The organism is Coprobacillus sp. AF33-1AC, assembly GCF_003475785.1.
GTDB lineage: Bacteria > Bacillota_I > Bacilli_A > Erysipelotrichales > Coprobacillaceae > Faecalibacillus.
The window spans coordinates 24,532-41,619 of record NZ_QRQB01000015.1; the positions used below are offsets into that span (position 1 = coordinate 24,532).

The 17,088-nt window shown below is 29.6% G+C and carries 13 protein-coding genes; all 13 read right to left on the reverse strand.

The features are described 5' to 3' along the window. Nucleotide 1: 1 nt before the first annotated feature. The 13 genes from DWZ53_RS06715 to rsmH all read right to left on the reverse strand — a co-directional run bounded on the left by DWZ53_RS06715 (nucleotide 2) and on the right by rsmH (nucleotide 17,079). Complete coding sequence (locus DWZ53_RS06715; protein ID WP_118432926.1) at nucleotides 2-1,261, reverse strand: DnaD domain protein; 1,260 nt, start codon at nucleotides 1,259-1,261, stop codon at nucleotides 2-4. Next, nucleotides 1,258-1,836, reverse strand: coding sequence for a dephospho-CoA kinase (gene coaE / locus DWZ53_RS06720; protein ID WP_233541858.1), 579 nt, complete (start codon nucleotides 1,834-1,836; stop codon nucleotides 1,258-1,260). Before coaE ends, DWZ53_RS06715 begins: the two co-directional genes overlap by 4 nt. Continuing rightward, nucleotides 1,833-2,645 carry a DNA-formamidopyrimidine glycosylase gene (gene mutM, locus DWZ53_RS06725; protein ID WP_118432927.1) on the reverse strand — a complete coding sequence of 271 codons (813 nt, stop codon included), beginning with the start codon at nucleotides 2,643-2,645 and terminating at the stop codon, nucleotides 1,833-1,835. The genes coaE and mutM overlap by 4 nt, the downstream gene beginning before the upstream one ends. Beyond that, nucleotides 2,645-5,248, reverse strand: coding sequence for a DNA polymerase I (gene polA / locus DWZ53_RS06730; protein WP_118432928.1), 2,604 nt, complete (start codon nucleotides 5,246-5,248; stop codon nucleotides 2,645-2,647). The genes mutM and polA overlap by 1 nt, the downstream gene beginning before the upstream one ends. A gap of 12 nt (nucleotides 5,249-5,260) precedes the next feature. Beyond that, on the reverse strand, nucleotides 5,261-8,314 hold the full coding sequence (gene dnaE / locus DWZ53_RS06735; protein ID WP_118432929.1) for a DNA polymerase III subunit alpha: 3,054 nt from the start codon (nucleotides 8,312-8,314) through the stop codon (nucleotides 5,261-5,263). Between the two features lie 86 nt (nucleotides 8,315-8,400). After that, complete coding sequence (locus DWZ53_RS06740; protein WP_118432930.1) at nucleotides 8,401-8,706, reverse strand: hypothetical protein; 306 nt, start codon at nucleotides 8,704-8,706, stop codon at nucleotides 8,401-8,403. Nucleotides 8,707-8,762: 56 nt separating this feature from the next. After that, nucleotides 8,763-9,008 carry a TIGR03905 family TSCPD domain-containing protein gene (locus tag DWZ53_RS06745; protein WP_118432931.1) on the reverse strand — a complete coding sequence of 82 codons (246 nt, stop codon included), beginning with the start codon at nucleotides 9,006-9,008 and terminating at the stop codon, nucleotides 8,763-8,765. A gap of 7 nt (nucleotides 9,009-9,015) precedes the next feature. Next, nucleotides 9,016-10,323: a class I SAM-dependent RNA methyltransferase gene (locus DWZ53_RS06750; protein ID WP_118432932.1), complete on the reverse strand. Its 1,308-nt coding sequence runs from the start codon at nucleotides 10,321-10,323 to the stop codon at nucleotides 9,016-9,018. Between the two features lie 30 nt (nucleotides 10,324-10,353). Next, on the reverse strand, nucleotides 10,354-11,646 hold the full coding sequence (locus DWZ53_RS06755; RefSeq protein WP_118432933.1) for a hemolysin family protein: 1,293 nt from the start codon (nucleotides 11,644-11,646) through the stop codon (nucleotides 10,354-10,356). Nucleotides 11,647-11,756: 110 nt separating this feature from the next. Further along, on the reverse strand, nucleotides 11,757-13,664 hold the full coding sequence (locus tag DWZ53_RS06760; protein ID WP_118432934.1) for a penicillin-binding transpeptidase domain-containing protein: 1,908 nt from the start codon (nucleotides 13,662-13,664) through the stop codon (nucleotides 11,757-11,759). Between the two features lie 45 nt (nucleotides 13,665-13,709). Beyond that, nucleotides 13,710-15,860 carry a penicillin-binding protein gene (locus DWZ53_RS06765; protein ID WP_118432935.1) on the reverse strand — a complete coding sequence of 717 codons (2,151 nt, stop codon included), beginning with the start codon at nucleotides 15,858-15,860 and terminating at the stop codon, nucleotides 13,710-13,712. Continuing rightward, the gene (locus DWZ53_RS06770) at nucleotides 15,860-16,147 is read right to left on the reverse strand and encodes a hypothetical protein (RefSeq protein ID WP_118432936.1); all 288 of its coding nucleotides are present in this window, start codon (nucleotides 16,145-16,147) and stop codon (nucleotides 15,860-15,862) included. Before DWZ53_RS06770 ends, DWZ53_RS06765 begins: the two co-directional genes overlap by 1 nt. Then, a complete protein-coding gene (gene rsmH / locus DWZ53_RS06775) occupies nucleotides 16,144-17,079 on the reverse strand; it encodes a 16S rRNA (cytosine(1402)-N(4))-methyltransferase RsmH (protein WP_118432937.1) in 936 nt (311 codons plus the stop codon). Before rsmH ends, DWZ53_RS06770 begins: the two co-directional genes overlap by 4 nt. Nucleotides 17,080-17,088: the final 9 nt, after the last annotated feature.

A 17,088-nucleotide genomic window follows, 5' to 3' on the forward strand; every position in this document is an offset into this window, starting at 1 on the left:
CCTAATCAAATTGTGATAGCATCTTTAATACATCTTCATCAATTTCATGGTTTGTATTCGTATCATCTTCTTTAACTTCATCTTCATTATCAACATAAAATCCATCACTATGACTCTTTAATTCTTTACGATAATGAATATATTCTTTTCCTTCTTGAATAGCATCCTTTACAGTTTCAATATGTTTTCGTTTCCATCTTGATCCTTGTGCTTCCATAAAATTACGAGAAAGCATATTATCACATTGCGACAATGTTAATTCAATTAATGCATTAATCACTCCTGGTTCTAATTGCAATGATGTAAGAATTGATTCAACAATAGTTAAATCTCTTTTTAACGGTTCTTTTCCACCTTGTTTATCTTTTAATAACTGATAAGGCGTAATACTTTCAAGGTAGTGAATATGTTGATCAATACCTGTTGATCCTGTTGAAGACATTTTAGATATAGGCTGACGATGATAAATTTCTTGGTATTTTTCTGGCATTTTTAAATCATAGTATTCTTGACATTTTTGTTTTAATAGTTGTTGGTTGAGTTTGTCATCATCCATGGCTTCTTTAACTAAAGTTTGCATATCTAAAGCATTAATACGATACATCATTCCTAATTGCTTAATTAATACTTCATCATTTTGATTTATCATTTTTTTAGATATTTGTAAGTTTTCTAGTCCTTGATAGAAAAGGGTTAAATCATACTCATCTTCTATATGATTGACTTTTTTACTATAAACATTTTTATCAATAAGTCCTTCTTCTTGTCCTAGATAAACATCAAAAACATCACTAAAACTATGAGTAATTTCTTGATATTCTTCTTTATTTACATCAAAAGTTCTAAAATTCATGAATGTTTTTTGATAATCTTCTTGTCCTAATTTTTGTTTAAGCAAACTATTCAATACTTGATGTTGAAAAAACTGTTGTGGTGTTAAAGGATATTTTAAATCAAACAAATATCTTCTTCCAGGATTCGTCCTTACATATGTATTCATTAACCCAATAGCTTCCAATTTACATACTTGTTGGTTTAATGATTGAATGGATAAATCGGCTAATTTAGTAAGTCGTGAAATTAGAGCTGGACTTTTTGTTAATGTCAACCATGATAATTCAGACCACATGGTAATATATAAAGTAATCGCCTGATGCCCAACTATTGGCTGATAAAGTTGATACAAAGATTTTAAACAAATTTCATCAAGCGAATAACTTGATCTAATTTGATATATGTCAACCATCATGATTTCATTCATTTTCTTAATCCTTTCACAAATTGATTTAACTGATCATATAATTGATCAATTGTTCCATTATTATCAATAATAATTTGCGCTCTTTTCTTTTTTTCTTCAATACTTATTTGATTATTCATAATAACACGAGCGTAATCTTGATCTATATGATCTCGTTTCATTAAACGTTCTAACTGCTTTTCTTCACTCAAGTAAACAACCATTATTTCATCACATAGATATTCTAAATGACTTTCATATAATAATGGAATATCTAAAAAGATAACACTATCTTGACACGATTGAATAGCCTGTTTCAATTTTTTAATGACATAAGGATGAATAATTCCTTCTAACTGTTTTTTTGCTTTTTCATCATGAAAAATAATGCGCCCCAATTTTTTTCGATCAACTTTTCCATTTTCAACACAATCAAATAATTGTTCAACTTGAAAAATACAATCTAAATCTTTAGTCAATGCTTCTCTAGAAATTTTATCACTATCTACAACTTGATATCCCAATTTTAATAAATAATCTGTTACTGTGCTTTTACCACAAGCAATACTTCCTGTAATTCCTATTACTTTCATCATTTTTTAGCCTTTTGACAATGAGGACAATAATATGTTCCTCTTCCTTTCAACATTTCTTTTACTATTTTATGACCACACTCTTTACATACTTTTTGTCCATGAACTTGTAATTGAACTTGAAATAAACCGTCTATTCCATTAGCACTAAAAGAATGAATCGTTGTACCACCCTGTTCAATTGCTCTATTTAAAATTGAAATTGATACTTCTTTTAATTCATGGACTCTTTTTTTGGTAAGCTGGCAAGCTTTAGCATAAGGGCTTATCTTCATTGCAAAGCATATTTCATTTGCATAGATATTGCCAATACCACAAATAACAGATTGATCTAATAAGACATGCTTAATAGGCTGATTATTCTTTTTAAGTTGTTGGTAAAGTTTCTCTTCATCAATAAAAAATGGTTCTGGTCCTAGTTTATTCAAAGGTGCCTGTTCTAAATAATGTTGCAAAGAAACCAACTTCATTCTCCCAAATTTTCTTGTATCGTTATAGCGAAGGTCATGGCCATCATCTAGTTTAAATACAACATGATCATGTTTTGATATTTCTTCATCGCTTAAACAATAACGGTACTTTCCTTCCATTCTTAAATGAGAAATAAAAGCAACATCATCTAATTTAAAAATTAAATACTTGCCATAACGATCAATGTCCCTGATTGTTTGATTGATGACCTTTTGACAAAATAATTTTTGATCATCTTCAATAATACGATCATAATAAATATCTATTGCTTTAATTGTTTTATTTACAATAAGTGGTTTTAATGTTCTCTTTACTGTTTCAACTTCAGGTAATTCTGGCATTATTTTAAATCCTGCCAATTACTTGCGTAATTTCCTTCCGCTTTTAATTCTACACTCATTGCAAAGGCATGTTCCATTCCTCTTTTAACAATATCTATCATATCTTCTAATTCCTCTTTATAAACATCAAATATCAATTCATCATGTACTTGAAGTATCATCTTTGACTTCATTTTTCGTCTTTTTAATTCTTGGTCTACTTTAATCATAGCAAGTTTAATAATATCTGCTGCTGATCCTTGAATTGGTGAATTCATTGCTAGTCTTTTACCAAACTCTTGTCTTATACGATTCCTTTCTTTTATTTCAGGAATATAACGTTTACGATTTAAAATAGTTGAAACATAGCCATTCTCTTTAGCTAATTCAATATTATGATCCATGTATTCCTTAATTTCAGGATAAGTATGGAAATACTTTTCAATAAATGCTTTTGCTTCTTTAACACTCACTCCTATTTGTTCAGCTAAACCAAAATCACTCATTCCATAGATGATTCCAAAATTAACCGCCTTAGCATCTCTTCTCATTTTTGAAGTAACATCTTCTTCACTTACTCCAAAAACAACACTTGCTGTATGACGATGAATATCTTTGTCTTCATTAAAGGCTTGTATAAGACTTTTTACCCCTGCTAAGTGAGCTAATACTCTAAGTTCAATTTGAGAATAATCAAACGAAAGTAAATAATCATATTCAGGCACAAAGGCTCTCCTAATCATTTTTCCTTCTTCATTTTTTACAGGAATATTTTGCAAATTAGGATCTGTAGAAGATAAACGACCTGTTTGCGTTAATGCTTGATTATAGATAGTATGAATCTTTTGATCAATAAAAACTTGTTCTTGTAAACCAACAATATAGGTTGAATAAAGTTTAGTTAACGTACGATAAGCTAAGACTTTATTAATGATAGGATGCACTTCTTTTAATTTATTTAAAACATCTACAGAAGTAGAATATCCTGTTTTTGTTTTTTTACCGTTAGGTAAACCCAAATCTTCAAATAAGACTTCTCCTAATTGTTTTGGTGAAGCAATATTAAATTCTTTATGTGCTAATAAATAAATTTCCTTTTCTAAAGCCTTTATTTGTTTTGAAAAATCAGTTTGTAAAGATTTTAATACATTTAAATCAACCTTTGCCCCTTGATATTCCATATCCGCTAAAATATAAGTAACCGGTAATTCAACATCTTTATATAAATCATATTGATTTTCTTTCATTAACCTTTCACATACTTGATCTTTTAAAGTAAAAATAGCTTTTGCTTGTTTGACAAGATGAGCTGCTAATACATTTTCTTCAGGAACATGTTTTTTAGCACCTTTACCATAAACGACTTCATCATATTCAACATCATGATATTGATAATAATCACATACATATTTCATTTCTTCTTTTAAAGCTGGATTTAAAATATAAGAAGCAAGCTGTAAATCAAAAACAAACCCCTTAACTTGTAAACCATGCCAACGGCATGCATTAATACATTTCTTTATATCAAATCCATATTTTTCTAACGATTCATCTTGAAGATAATGTTTAAATTCTTGACAATTCATTGCATTTTCTAAAGAAATAAAATAAGCTTCTTCTTCATTATAGATACCAAATCCCATAATAGGTGATTTATGATAATTTGTATCATAAACCCCAACAACTAAACTTGTTGGTCTTGTAATACATGGTAGATGTTCTACTATTTCAAATTTGACTTCTTCAACTTTTTCTTCTTTAACAGACATTCTTTTAAGTAATGAATTCATATCATAACGACGATAAAAAGATGCTAATTCATCATAATCATAGCCTTGATAACGCCAATTTTCTAAATCTAGATCAATGGGTGCATCTGTAACAATAGTAGCAATCTTCTTAGAAACAAGTCCTAATTCTATGTTTTCTCTTACTTTTTCCCCCATTTTTCCTTTTAATTCATCCATGTGATCTTTTAAGTTCTCAATTGATTCATATTGATGTAATAACTTTAAGGCAGTCTTTTCACCAATTCCGGGAATACCGGGAATATTATCCGCACTATCACCCATCAATCCTAACAAATCTTTCATTTGTTCAGGCTTCAATTGATATTTTTCATAAAAACTTTCTGGTGTAATTACTTCATATTCATTTGTTTTTTGAGGCTTTTTGTATTGATATGTTTTATCATTGATAAGTTGCATCATATCTTTATCATTTGTCATGATAGAAACAGAAATCCCACGATCATTAGCCTTTTTAGCTAATGTACCAATAATATCATCACCTTCATAACCCTCTAATTCAATAAAGGGAATATGATGTGCTGTTAAATATTCTCTTACCATTGAAAACTGACAAATCAATTCTTCAGGTGTAGGTTTTCTTGTTCCTTTATATTCTTCTAATAACTCACTTCTAAAAGTTTTTCCTTTTGCGTCAAATGCTACCACAACACATTCAGGTTCTTTTTTTAATAAATGTTCTAAACGATTAGCAAAACCATAAACTGCATTTGTTGGTACACCATCCTTATTGACCATCAAATTTCCCATGGCAGCTGTTGCATAATAACAACTAAACAACCAAAAATTTCCATCTATAATTACTAAATTTTCCATACTTTATTTCCTTTACACTACTTTTTTTACTTTTTGTACAATTAAAGATAATTTATCTCGATAATCTACTTTTCCTTCAATGAGTACAACATTTCCTCTTTCAAAGATATCTTGATATTGTTTATATGTCGAAGAAAAAACAACACCATCTACACTTCCTGTTTCATCCTGTCCTTCAATAAAACACATATCATTTCCTTTTTTATCAACAATGGCTTTAACACGTGTTAATGACATCACCACTAAAACTTTTTGATTGACATACTGATTTAAATTACCTAATGATATCACTTGTATATTGAGTTTTTGTTTAATTAAAACAATAGGATGCGTCGTTAAATAAATTCCCAAAGCTTTCTTTTCTAGTTCTAAACGAACTAATTTATTTTCTTTAATCATTTTTAGAATAGGTGGCTCATCTATTCCTATTGTTTGTTTAAGTTTAGCGTATTCACTCATCTTATGCATATTTTCTTTAATTGTTGCCCGATTATAACCAAACTCATCAAAAGCTCCTGCATCAACTAAACTTTCAAACATCTTAGCATTTACCTTTTGACCATCCATCCTAGCAGCAAAATCAAAAATACTCGTAAACAATCCTTTTTTTCGTTCACTTGCAATAGCTTGATAACCGGCATAACCAACATTTTTTATCGCTAATAATGAATATCTAATAGCTTGATTCTCTACTGTAAAACGATCAAAAGAATAATTAATTGATGGCGGTAAAATATCAATATGATATTTTCTCGCTTCTTGAATATAATTCATTTTATTGACATCACTACCTTGTTCATTTGATAGAATGGCACTATAAAATGATAAAGGATAATGCGTTTTTAAATAAGCTAATTGATATGCAATCATTGCATAAGATACAGAATGAGCTTTATTCAATCCATAATCAGCAAACTTTTCAATCAAATCAAAGATACGGGTTGACTGTTCTTCATTAAATCCTTTTACTAAGCTACCACTAATAAATTCTACTTTCATTTGTGACATTAAACTCACTTCTTTTTTAGAAATAGCTTTTCTAAGTAAATCTGCTTTAGCAAGAGTAAAACCAGCAACAACCTGTGCAATTTGCATAATTTGTTCTTGATACAAAATAATACCATATGTTGACTTTAATATCGGTTCTAAACAAGGTAATTCATATTGTACTTTTTCTTTCTTAAATTTGCGTGCTAAATATTGGGGAATACTGGCCATTGGACCAGGTCGATATAATGCATTAGCAGCAATAATATCATCTAAACTATCAGGCTTCATTTTTCTAAGCAAGTTTTTCATTCCTGGTGATTCTAACTGAAAGACCCCTAAAGTATCTCCACGACTTAATAATTCAAAAGTCTTAGGATCATGATAATCTATGTTTTGAATCATAAAATGAGGATTGTCTTTTTGAATATCTTTAACAATATAAGAAATAATTGTTAGATTTTTTAATCCTAAAAAATCCATCTTCAATAATCCAACATCTTCAATATAATTTTTTGAATATTGTGTAATAACACTATGAGTTGGTCCTTTAGCAAGAGGAACAACTTCATTTAAACAATCTTTAGACAAAACAACCCCAGCTGCATGCATAGAAATATTACGTGGCAAATATTCAACTAGACACATTGATGGTAATATTTCTTTTAGAGCAGGTTCTTGATTAATCATTGATTGAAATGAATATGATGTTTCATAGACTTCTTTAATACTCTTTTTATTTTTAGGACCCGTCGGTATGTATTTAGCTAGCATTTCTAGCTTTGGTAAAGATACATTCATGACTTTTCCTAAATCTCTTAATGCTACCTTAGGCCCATAAGTAGAAAAAGTAACAATTTGACCAACATGTTCTTGTCCATATTTTTCGGTTACATATTGAACAATCTCATCACGACGATCATCTTGGAAATCAATATCAATATCAGGCATTGAAACTCTTTCTTCATTTAAGAAACGTTCAAAAAACAAATGATGCTCAATAGGATCGACATTTGTAATTCCCAAAACATAAGCAACTAAACTCCCAGCAGCACTTCCTCTTCCTGGGCCAACTAAAATATCATGTGTTTTAGCAAAACGAACATAATCAAATACAATAAGGAAATAATCACAAAAGCCCATTTTTTCTATCACTTTTAATTCTTTAGTAAGACGTTGTTTATATTCTAAAGGAATTGCTTGATTTTTAAAACGTTTTTTTAATCCTACGATACAAAGTTGTCTTAAATAATCTTGACTTTTAATATGATCTTTTAATGGATATTGTGGTAAATGCATAATACCTGTTTCAATCGTTACATTACACATTTTTAAAACATGATTGGTTTGATCAATAATGCTTTTATCAAATAATTCTGTCATTTCATAAGGTGTTTTTAAATAAAGCTGATCACTTATAACTTGATGATGTAATGATAAGTGTTCTCCTTTCGCACTCGCACGCAATAAATCTAAAGTCAAAGCATCACTTTTTTGTAGGTAACGCACTTCATTAGAACCACATACTGGGATATTTTCTAATAGTGCTAACGCACATATTCTTTTGTTAAGATGTTCTTGTAATGCAAGATGATGATTTTGAATGCAAATATGATAATGATTTTTAAATAACTGTTTAAAATATTTCATATATTTTAAAGCTTCTGATTCTAATTCTTTAAGAATAAGACGTTCTACAATACCCTCTTTACATCCTGACATAATAAAAAGATGTTCTTTATATAAAGCCAGTTTTTCTATATCAATACAATGTTCTTCACTTAAATTAATATCACTACAAATCTTCATTAAATCATGATAGCCTACCTGATCTTGTGCTAAAAGTAAAAAAGGATAAATTTCATGATGAACACTTACACTTGCTTGCATACCAAATATAGGCTTAATATGATATTTATGACATGCTTTGTTAAATTCCATAGCACCAAACATATTATTTTCGTCTGTTAAAGCCAATGCTTGATAATGCATTTCACTTGCTTTTTTACAGAGTTGATCAATTAAAATTGTACTATTTTGAAAACTATAACAGCTATAAACATTTAATTGTCCTATCATGTTTTTATCCTCCTTATTTTTATTATACACCGATTATCACATTCACCGCATGTTTATCTCATTATATCAAAAATAGTATCAATCCTCTATAAAAACATCCTGCACGAAAGTAACAAGATAACACACGCTACATATAAACATAAACATAAATAGATGATTTGACACCATGAATAAGTCAAAACCAATAAAACCATTAAGCGATATACATATAAAAATAAAACATAATAATGATATTGTATTTGTAAGATGCGTAATCTTTTTTGCCAGATAATAATGATAATAGATAATATTACAGCTAAAAGATGAAAAGGGACAAACATCATTTGAAAGATAATTTGTAGTAGTAAGCATAAACCACACATAAACTGTAATTTTTTTATTGGTACTAACATTGGATCACCCTTTTTATTTTATGCTTTAAAAACAAAAAGAATCACAGCGTGATTCTTTATTGACAATTTTCTTTTAAACATTGAGCAAGTTGATCAGGACAACTTGTTGGTTTTCTACCGCAACGAATACCTTCTAATCGTTCAATAACATCTTGAACTTTCATTCCTTTAGCTAACGCTCCAACACCTTGGGTATTTCCAGAGCATCCACCAATAAACTTTACATTTTGAACAATGTCATTTTCTACTTCAATGACAATTTGACTTGCACATACACCATGTGGTTGATATTTAATTTCCATAGGCTCCCTACTTTCTTTTTAGTTTAACTACTGTAGTTACTGAAGGTTGATAAACAAATTCATCGATACCAACAATACGTTCTACTTTAAAGTATTTTTGTAAATCATTTAAATCTTTAGCCATTGTACTATGATTTTGACTCACATAAATAACATTTTCTACTTTTGATAATCTTAAAGTATCTTTTAATTGTTCACTAATTCCATTTCTTTCATTTTGAATAATAAAAGTATCATAGATTTTCTTTTTAGCGTAAGGAATAATACGTTCTTCTACATTACCATAAATAAATCGAACCTGATCTTTCTTTAAGTATTTTGCATTTAAGTTAGCATCATCTACTAAAGATCTTTGATCATCAAATCCAATCACTTCTTGATCTAATTCTAACTCTAAGACCCCTAATCCTGAATAAACAGATAAAATCTTTTCACTTTCTTTTAACATCGATTTAATAGCTTCATTTCTTCTAAAATAAGCATCAAAATGATGAGGTAATGGTGATTTAACAGAAACAAGATATTTTTGATCTTGATGATAGAATTCTAATTTAGAAAGACCATATAATTTCGTATAACCAGCTTCATCAAAATCTTGATGTCTTGTTGTATTAATTGATAAATATAAACTACATACTTGTTTTAATTTTGTTATACGTTCACTAACCGATTTCTTTAAACCATCTTTTCCTGTAATAATGACGATTTGTACTTGATCATTGATGACTTTTAATTTAATAAATCTAAGTCCTGTTTTAAACTTTTCATGATATGTTTTGCATTTTTCTTCATTAAAAATGACTTCTAAATCTTCTAAAGTACGATTGATTAATGGGTGTTGTTTGAAACAATGCGTCATAACAGTTAAATATTTTGTTTCTCTTTGATAAATACCAAAAGTCACTTTTCCTTTAAAATCAACAATTGGTAAGTTCACGTCCTGAATAAACCCTTGCTTAATTGTATTTGGAATAATATCTTTAAAAACAACTTGATCTAAATCAATTTGAGTATATTTTCTAATTGATTCACGAACAATATTCTTTTTATATTGTAATTGTGTAGGATAATCCATATGTAATAAAGAACACCCTAAACATTCTTTATTAGCACGACATGATATTTGACGACGACTTTTACTTGGACGAATAATTTTAAGTAACTGTCCTGTTAAAAATTGACGATTAAAACTTTTAACATCTACTTCTACTTCCTCACCAATTAAAGCCCCCTTAACAAAAACAACTTTACGATTTAAATATCCTATACCTTCGCCATTAATTCCTAATCTTTTAATCTCTAATCTCTTTTTCATCTTTATCTCCTTAAAAAAGGAAAATCATCCTTAATGATCTTCCCCTTCTTCTTTATGATCAGTTTCTTGTTTTGTAATCACTAATTTAAGTTGGGCAATTCTATTTTTATGCACTTTCATAACATAAATCTTTACCCCATCAATTTCAATATAATCATTAACTTGAGGAACACCATTTAAATTTCCTAAAACTAATCCCCCAATTGATTCAAAATCCTCAGACTTAAAATCAGTATCTAATTCATCATTCACTTCATTTAAATTTAAGCTACCATCTACTAAATACTCATTTTCATTAATTTGAATAATTTCATCATTTTTAAATTCATCATACTCATCATCAATCTCACCAACGATTTCTTCAACAATGTCTTCAAATGTGACAATACCAGACATCACGCCATATTCATCTAAAACAATTGCCAAAGTAGCATGTTCTTTTCGCATAGAAGCAAACACATCACTGACTTGATTGAATTCATAAACAACAAAAGCATCTCTCATATAGTCTTTAATATGAAAATTGTTTGGATCAATATCAAAAAACAATAAATCTTTAACATTTAAAACACCTATGACTTCATCAAATGATTCCGAATGAACGGGGTATCTTGAAAAATGATCATCTTGATATATTTTCATTAATTCATCATAAGTACAATCATCACTTAAACTTGCAACATGAATGCGTGGTGTCATAATTTCTTTGATTTCAGTTTCACCAAATTCAAATACATTATGAATCATTTCTTTTTCTTCTTCTTCGATGACACCTTCTTCATGACCTACTGTTACAATTGTTTTAAGTTCTTCTTCAGTTAAACTTGGTCCATCGTTTTTATCACCACCAAAAAGACGAATTAAAAAGCCTGTTATAATATTTAAAATATAGACCACCGGTTTTGTGATAATAACAACAAAATGAACAAATGATGATAACATTAATACTAATGAATCTGCATTTTTTGTTGCTAATGACTTTGGTGTAATTTCACCAAAAATAAGAATGAGTAAAGTCATTAATCCTGTGGCATAAGCTACCATTGATGCCCCATCACCAAAAATAGCCATAATTGTTGCTGTTGTAAGAGAAGAGGCACCAATATTAACTATATTATTTCCTACAAGGATAGCACTGTACAATTGATCACTATTATCTAATAATTTTTCTACTAAAATTGCTCTTTTATTCCCCTCTTGGGCTAAATTTCGTAATTTAATTTTATTAGCTGATAAAAACGCTGTTTCACTACATGAAAAAATACCAGAAAAAATAACTAAAATAATAAGTATGATAATATTCGTTATCTGACTCGGGTCCACTTATTGTAATCTCCTTTGAATATAATGTGATTGTATCATAGTATATTTACAAAAAAATGTCAATAATCCCTCATTTTTGTAATAATCTATAAGAAAATCTTTATCTTATTTTAACTCTTTCCTAACATAATCACAACGGTAGACCCTGCTTCTACAATTTCTCCTTCTTTAGGTAACTGATCTATAACATAATCTCCCTTACCAATAAATTTAAAACGCAATGACACATTGGATACCTCGCTTCTTTTTTTACCAATATACCTTTCAATTTTCACTGTCTTTACATCCATAGGTTGTTCTTCTCTTTCTGGTTGTTTTTTAACCTTTTTAATATGCATGGCAGGTAATATATCTACTAGCATTTTTCTAGCAATAGGTGCTACTGTAGTCCCACCATATTGAATACAATTTTTAGGATTATCCATTGCTACATAAAGAACAATTTGAGGATCATTTATTGGCGCAATTCCTACAAATGATAAAATATAACCTCCTCCCACATAAGTTCCATTAACCGCTTTTTGAGCCGTTCCTGTTTTACCACCAATTCGATAGCCCGGTATATAAGCATTCCTTCCTCCCCCTAAACACACAACCGATTCTAATGCATCTTTTACCTTTGAAGACGTTTCTTTTCCTATGACTTGGCGTATGACCTTCACTTTTCTTTTATAAACTGCATCATTTGTATAACTATTCTTTACTTCTTTCAATATTTGAGGTTTTAATAATTTACCCCCATTCACACAAGCACTAATCGCTCTTACTAACTGTATCGGTGTAATTGAAATTCCTTGACCAAAAGCTACTGTAGCCTGCTCTAATTCATTAAAATTTTTATAATCAAACATAATTCCACTAGATTCACCCGGTAAATCAACACCTGTCTTTTTAGTTAGACCAAATTTTTCAACATAGCGATATAAACGTTTTTTACCTAGCCTTCTCCCTATCTCTACAAAACCCGGATTGGATGAATTTTGCAAAACCTCTCTAAAAGTCTGTAAACCATGTCCTCCTTTTTTCCAAGATTTTATTCTTGAATGACCAACAATTTCATATCCCTTATCAAAGTATGTGTCTTTATCCATATCGAATAGATTTTCATTAAGTCCACTTGAAAAAGTAATAATTTTAAAAGTTGACCCCGGTTCATATGTTTTCCATACCGGAATATTATGATTATAAATATTTTTATCTTCTTTTTGATATTGATTGGGATTAAAATCCGGTTTACTTGATAAAGCCAAAATATCACCTGTATTAGGATTCATCGCTAAAGCCCATATACCATCAGGATGATAAGTTTTATAAGCATTATTAAGTTCTCGTTCGACTATATCTTGTACTTTACCATTAATTGTTAAAGTGATATTCATTCCTGTGGTAGCACCTCGATAATCACTCGGATACATTTTTAAATTATGACTTTTAGCGTCCATATAGTAATCAATAGAACCATTTTTCCCTTTTAAATAATGATCATATTCTAATTCAAGTCCCAATAATCCTTGATTATCAATTCCTACAAATCCTAAACAATGACTCAAATAATGATTTAAAGGATAATAACGCTTTGTATCCTTAATAAGATAAACTCCTGGTAGTTTTAATCTATCTATTCTTCTAGCTATTTCATCTTTTAATTGTCTTCCTTCAGGAGCAATCCTTTGTATAGATACTTTCTTTTCTAACTTTTCTTTCATAACTTGCATATCGACACCTAAAATATCAGATAACTGTTTGGCTGTATAAATTTTATCTTTAATTTGACTTGGTACAACAACAATAGAAGAAGTTGTTAAATTAGTAGCTAATACTTGATGATCAGCTGTCATTATTTTTCCTCTACTTGCCTCAACCGGAAAAGATCTTTGCCATGAATCAACTGCTTTTTGATATATTGTAGAACGATCGATAATTTGTATATAAACTAATTTCAAAATAATTGAAAGAGCTAATAAACAAGTAAAAATCTTAACCCATTTTAGTTTTTTAACTGTTGTTTCAAATAACATCATCTCACCAATTCACTATATGAAAAAAAGGACATATCTATGTCCTTAATTTGATAAATTGACAGTTATCTTGTCGCCACTATGAACAACGCTATTTTCTGCAACACTTTGTCCAGTTACCTGTCCAGATGATCCTTCAAATGTGATTTCTATACCACTTAACGATCCATAAGTGAGAACCTCTTTTTTAGACCAGCCACTCATGTTAGGAACTGTTATGTCTTTACCATCTGTTTTTAAGAATATACGATCTCCAACAGAGACTTTTGTCTTTTTAATAGGATATTGCTCAATAATGGTTCCACCATTACCAATAAGTTGTACTTTTAAAGATTTTGATTCTAACTTCGATTTTACATAATTAACAGATTGATTTGTATATGAATCTAAAGTATAACTTTCATCTAAATGTCCTGAATCTTTTACTTTATATTGATTGACTACATTTAAAGCCTCAGTTGTCATTGTTTTAACAATATTAGGTACATAATCAACATAACTATTATCAGATTTAAAAGTAATCACAATTTCTACTTGAGGATCATCATAAGGTGCTAATCCTACAAATGAATTCATATAAATAGACGTACTATATCCACCATTTTCAGGAACTTGTCCTGTTCCAGTTTTACCAAAAATTTGAGTACCATCATCTAAACGATATCTTTTACCTGTTCCAACTTCATTTTCTACAACCCCTAGCATTAATTCTTTTACTTGATTAACAGCATCTGAACTAAAGATTTGATCTGAACGTTTTGTCTTTCCTTGCTTGATTACTTTATTTGTTGAACTATCTACAATACGATCAACAACATAAGGTTCTACTGTTCTTCCATCGTTACCAAAAATACTGTAGGCTTTTAATAATTGATAAGGCGTTACCGTTGATCCTTGACCGAATCCTGTTGTTAAATATTCTAGTCGATTATCAGTACGATCATACATAGCAATAGATGACGAACAATCCAATCCATCCATTTTAGACGCTTGGAAAAAACCTAATTCTTTTAATTTTTCTTTTAAGACATCCTTCGTAACAAAACCATTATCTAATAAATTACAAATAGCTACGTTACTTGAACGCATTAATCCTTCATCATAAGTAATTGTACCCCAACCTTCACCACCATTATGATCTTTAATGGTAGCAATGGTTTTGCCATTATAATTAACATTGTATCGTCCAGAAACATAAGTTGCCGAATGACTATATTTCCCCTCATTTATAGAATCAGTATAAATAAAAGGTTTAAAAACTGAACCACATTCCATTGTTCCTTCCAAAAAGAAATTATTATACGTAGAAATATTACGTTCATTAGGATTAAAAGATGGATATGATGACATAGCAAGAATTTTCCCTGTTTTTACTTCCATTACAGCACAAGTTGCCACTTGAGCATGCGTTTCTTGATAAGCTTTAGACATCATGTAATCTAAATCTCTTTGTAATCCACTATTTAAAGTAAGATACATATCTTGACCATTTGTGGCATCTTTTTTTCTTAACATGCCATCAACCAAAGCATATCCTTTAGCATCAGTTTGATAAACTTTAAAACCATTTTCTCCTTTTAAAGACTTATCATAAACAAGTTCTAATCCCATCTCACCGACCATTTTTTTAATACTATTATCTTCATAATTTTTAGCATATCCAACAACATAACTACAAAAATCACCTAATGGGTAATAGCGTGAATCACTTTCCTCAAATTCAATTCCATTTAGATGTAAGTCTTCAATTTGTTTCTTTTGGGTTGCTGTTAAATTATTGCCATAACTTCCTAGCTCCATTTGATATTTACCAGCACTTAATTTTTCTTGAATTTTGTTAGTCAATTCTGTTTCATCCATTGATAAAATGGGTGCTAGTTTTCTTGCTGTATCAACTGCATCACTTACATAAGCTTGCTTTTTCCCATATCCCGGTCTTGAAGAAGACAATACTAAAATAATTTTATATTTTTTTACATTAACAGCGACTTTCTCTTGATCACTTGTGTAGATTTGACCTCTTTTGGCATAAATTGTTTCTTGCTTTTTACTTCTATTTTTAGCAAACGTTTCAATATCTTCTCCACTTACAAAATGTTTTCCAGTTATCCCTAAATAAAGAATATTACTTATCAATAAACAAATAATGAGCGCAAAAATAACTGAGATGATTTTTGCACTCTTATGTTGATTCATTATCTATTTTCTCCATTTGTTGATGCTACAGCATCATTTTGATAAGTATATCCTTTTGCACCAGCAACATCAGCAAGACGATTAAAAGAAACAAGTTCTTGTTTTTGCATCTGTAAACTATCTATATCAGATTGACATGTAGATATTTCTTTTTGTAATGATTGAATTTTATTATTATATGAAGAATCAATTGATTTAACAAAAATCAAACCAATTAAAAAGACTGCAAATGTAAAAACTAAAAATCTAATAGAAAATGTTTCAAATCTTGTTCTCTTTTTTGTCATAACGATACCCTCTCTATAATTCGTAATTTTGCTGAATGTGCCCGATGATTATTTTCTAGTTCATCTTCACTGGCAATAATTGGTTTTCTGTTTACCAGTTTATATTTTGGCTTCATTTCATCTGGAATAACCGGTAACCCTTTTGGTACATCTTTTAATTTGGTTACCTCATTAAAAGTATATTTACATATTTTATCTTCCAAACTATGAAAAGTAATAACTGAAATACGCCCCCCTACATTAAGTAAATCTAATGCATCTGTTAGTGATTGATCAAATACATTTAACTCATCATTAACAGCGATGCGTAAAGCCTGGAATGTTCTTTTTGCAGGATGACCACCCTTTCTCCTTGCTGGTGCAGGAATCGCTTCCTTTATTAAATCAACAAGTTCAAAAGTTGTTTCAATCGGTTTTATTTCTCTTTGTTTTTCTATTTTTCTAGCAATTTGTTTACTAAACTTCTCATCAGCATATTTATAAAAAATGCTAACCAACTGCTCATAAGACCATTCATTAACAATTTTATAAGCATCTAAATCTTTTGATTGATCCATACGCATATCTAAACGTGCATCAAAGTTGTAACTAAAACCACGTTTAGCATCATCAAACTGTGGTGAAGAAACCCCTAAATCATAGAGAATTCCATCTACATGACTAACACCTAATTTAGCAAGTTCCATTTTAATATTTTTAAAATTCGCATGAATAATGGTGAAATGATCGCTTATTTTTTCTAAACGTTCTCTTGCTGCCTTAATAGCAATCTCATCTTGATCAAAACAATACAAATGACCAGTTTTCAATTTCTTTAAAATGGCACTAGAATGTCCTCCACCACCTAGTGTGCAGTCAACATAAATACCATCTTCTTTAATATCAAGACCATCAACGGCTTCTTCTAATAATACAGTAATATGTTTAAACATCGCTTTCTC

What these genes read in the sequence shown, in the direction of transcription:
- mutM (WP_118432927.1), bottom strand. Translation starts at nt 2,645, where the DNA reads ATGCCAGAATTACCTGAAGTTGAAACAGTAAAGAGAACATTAAAACCA.
- rsmH (WP_118432937.1), bottom strand. Translation starts at nt 17,079, where the DNA reads ATGTTTAAACATATTACTGTATTATTAGAAGAAGCCGTTGATGGTCTT.
- DWZ53_RS06770 (WP_118432936.1), bottom strand. Translation starts at nt 16,147, where the DNA reads ATGACAAAAAAGAGAACAAGATTTGAAACATTTTCTATTAGATTTTTA.
- polA (WP_118432928.1), bottom strand. Translation starts at nt 5,248, where the DNA reads ATGGAAAATTTAGTAATTATAGATGGAAATTTTTGGTTGTTTAGTTGT.
- DWZ53_RS06745 (WP_118432931.1), bottom strand. Translation starts at nt 9,008, where the DNA reads ATGGAAATTAAATATCAACCACATGGTGTATGTGCAAGTCAAATTGTC.
- DWZ53_RS06765 (WP_118432935.1), bottom strand. Translation starts at nt 15,860, where the DNA reads ATGAATCAACATAAGAGTGCAAAAATCATCTCAGTTATTTTTGCGCTC.
- coaE (WP_233541858.1), bottom strand. Translation starts at nt 1,836, where the DNA reads ATGATGAAAGTAATAGGAATTACAGGAAGTATTGCTTGTGGTAAAAGC.
- DWZ53_RS06750 (WP_118432932.1), bottom strand. Translation starts at nt 10,323, where the DNA reads ATGAAAAAGAGATTAGAGATTAAAAGATTAGGAATTAATGGCGAAGGT.
- dnaE (WP_118432929.1), bottom strand. Translation starts at nt 8,314, where the DNA reads ATGATAGGACAATTAAATGTTTATAGCTGTTATAGTTTTCAAAATAGT.
- DWZ53_RS06760 (WP_118432934.1), bottom strand. Translation starts at nt 13,664, where the DNA reads ATGTTATTTGAAACAACAGTTAAAAAACTAAAATGGGTTAAGATTTTT.
- DWZ53_RS06715 (WP_118432926.1), bottom strand. Translation starts at nt 1,261, where the DNA reads ATGAATGAAATCATGATGGTTGACATATATCAAATTAGATCAAGTTAT.
- DWZ53_RS06740 (WP_118432930.1), bottom strand. Translation starts at nt 8,706, where the DNA reads ATGTTAGTACCAATAAAAAAATTACAGTTTATGTGTGGTTTATGCTTA.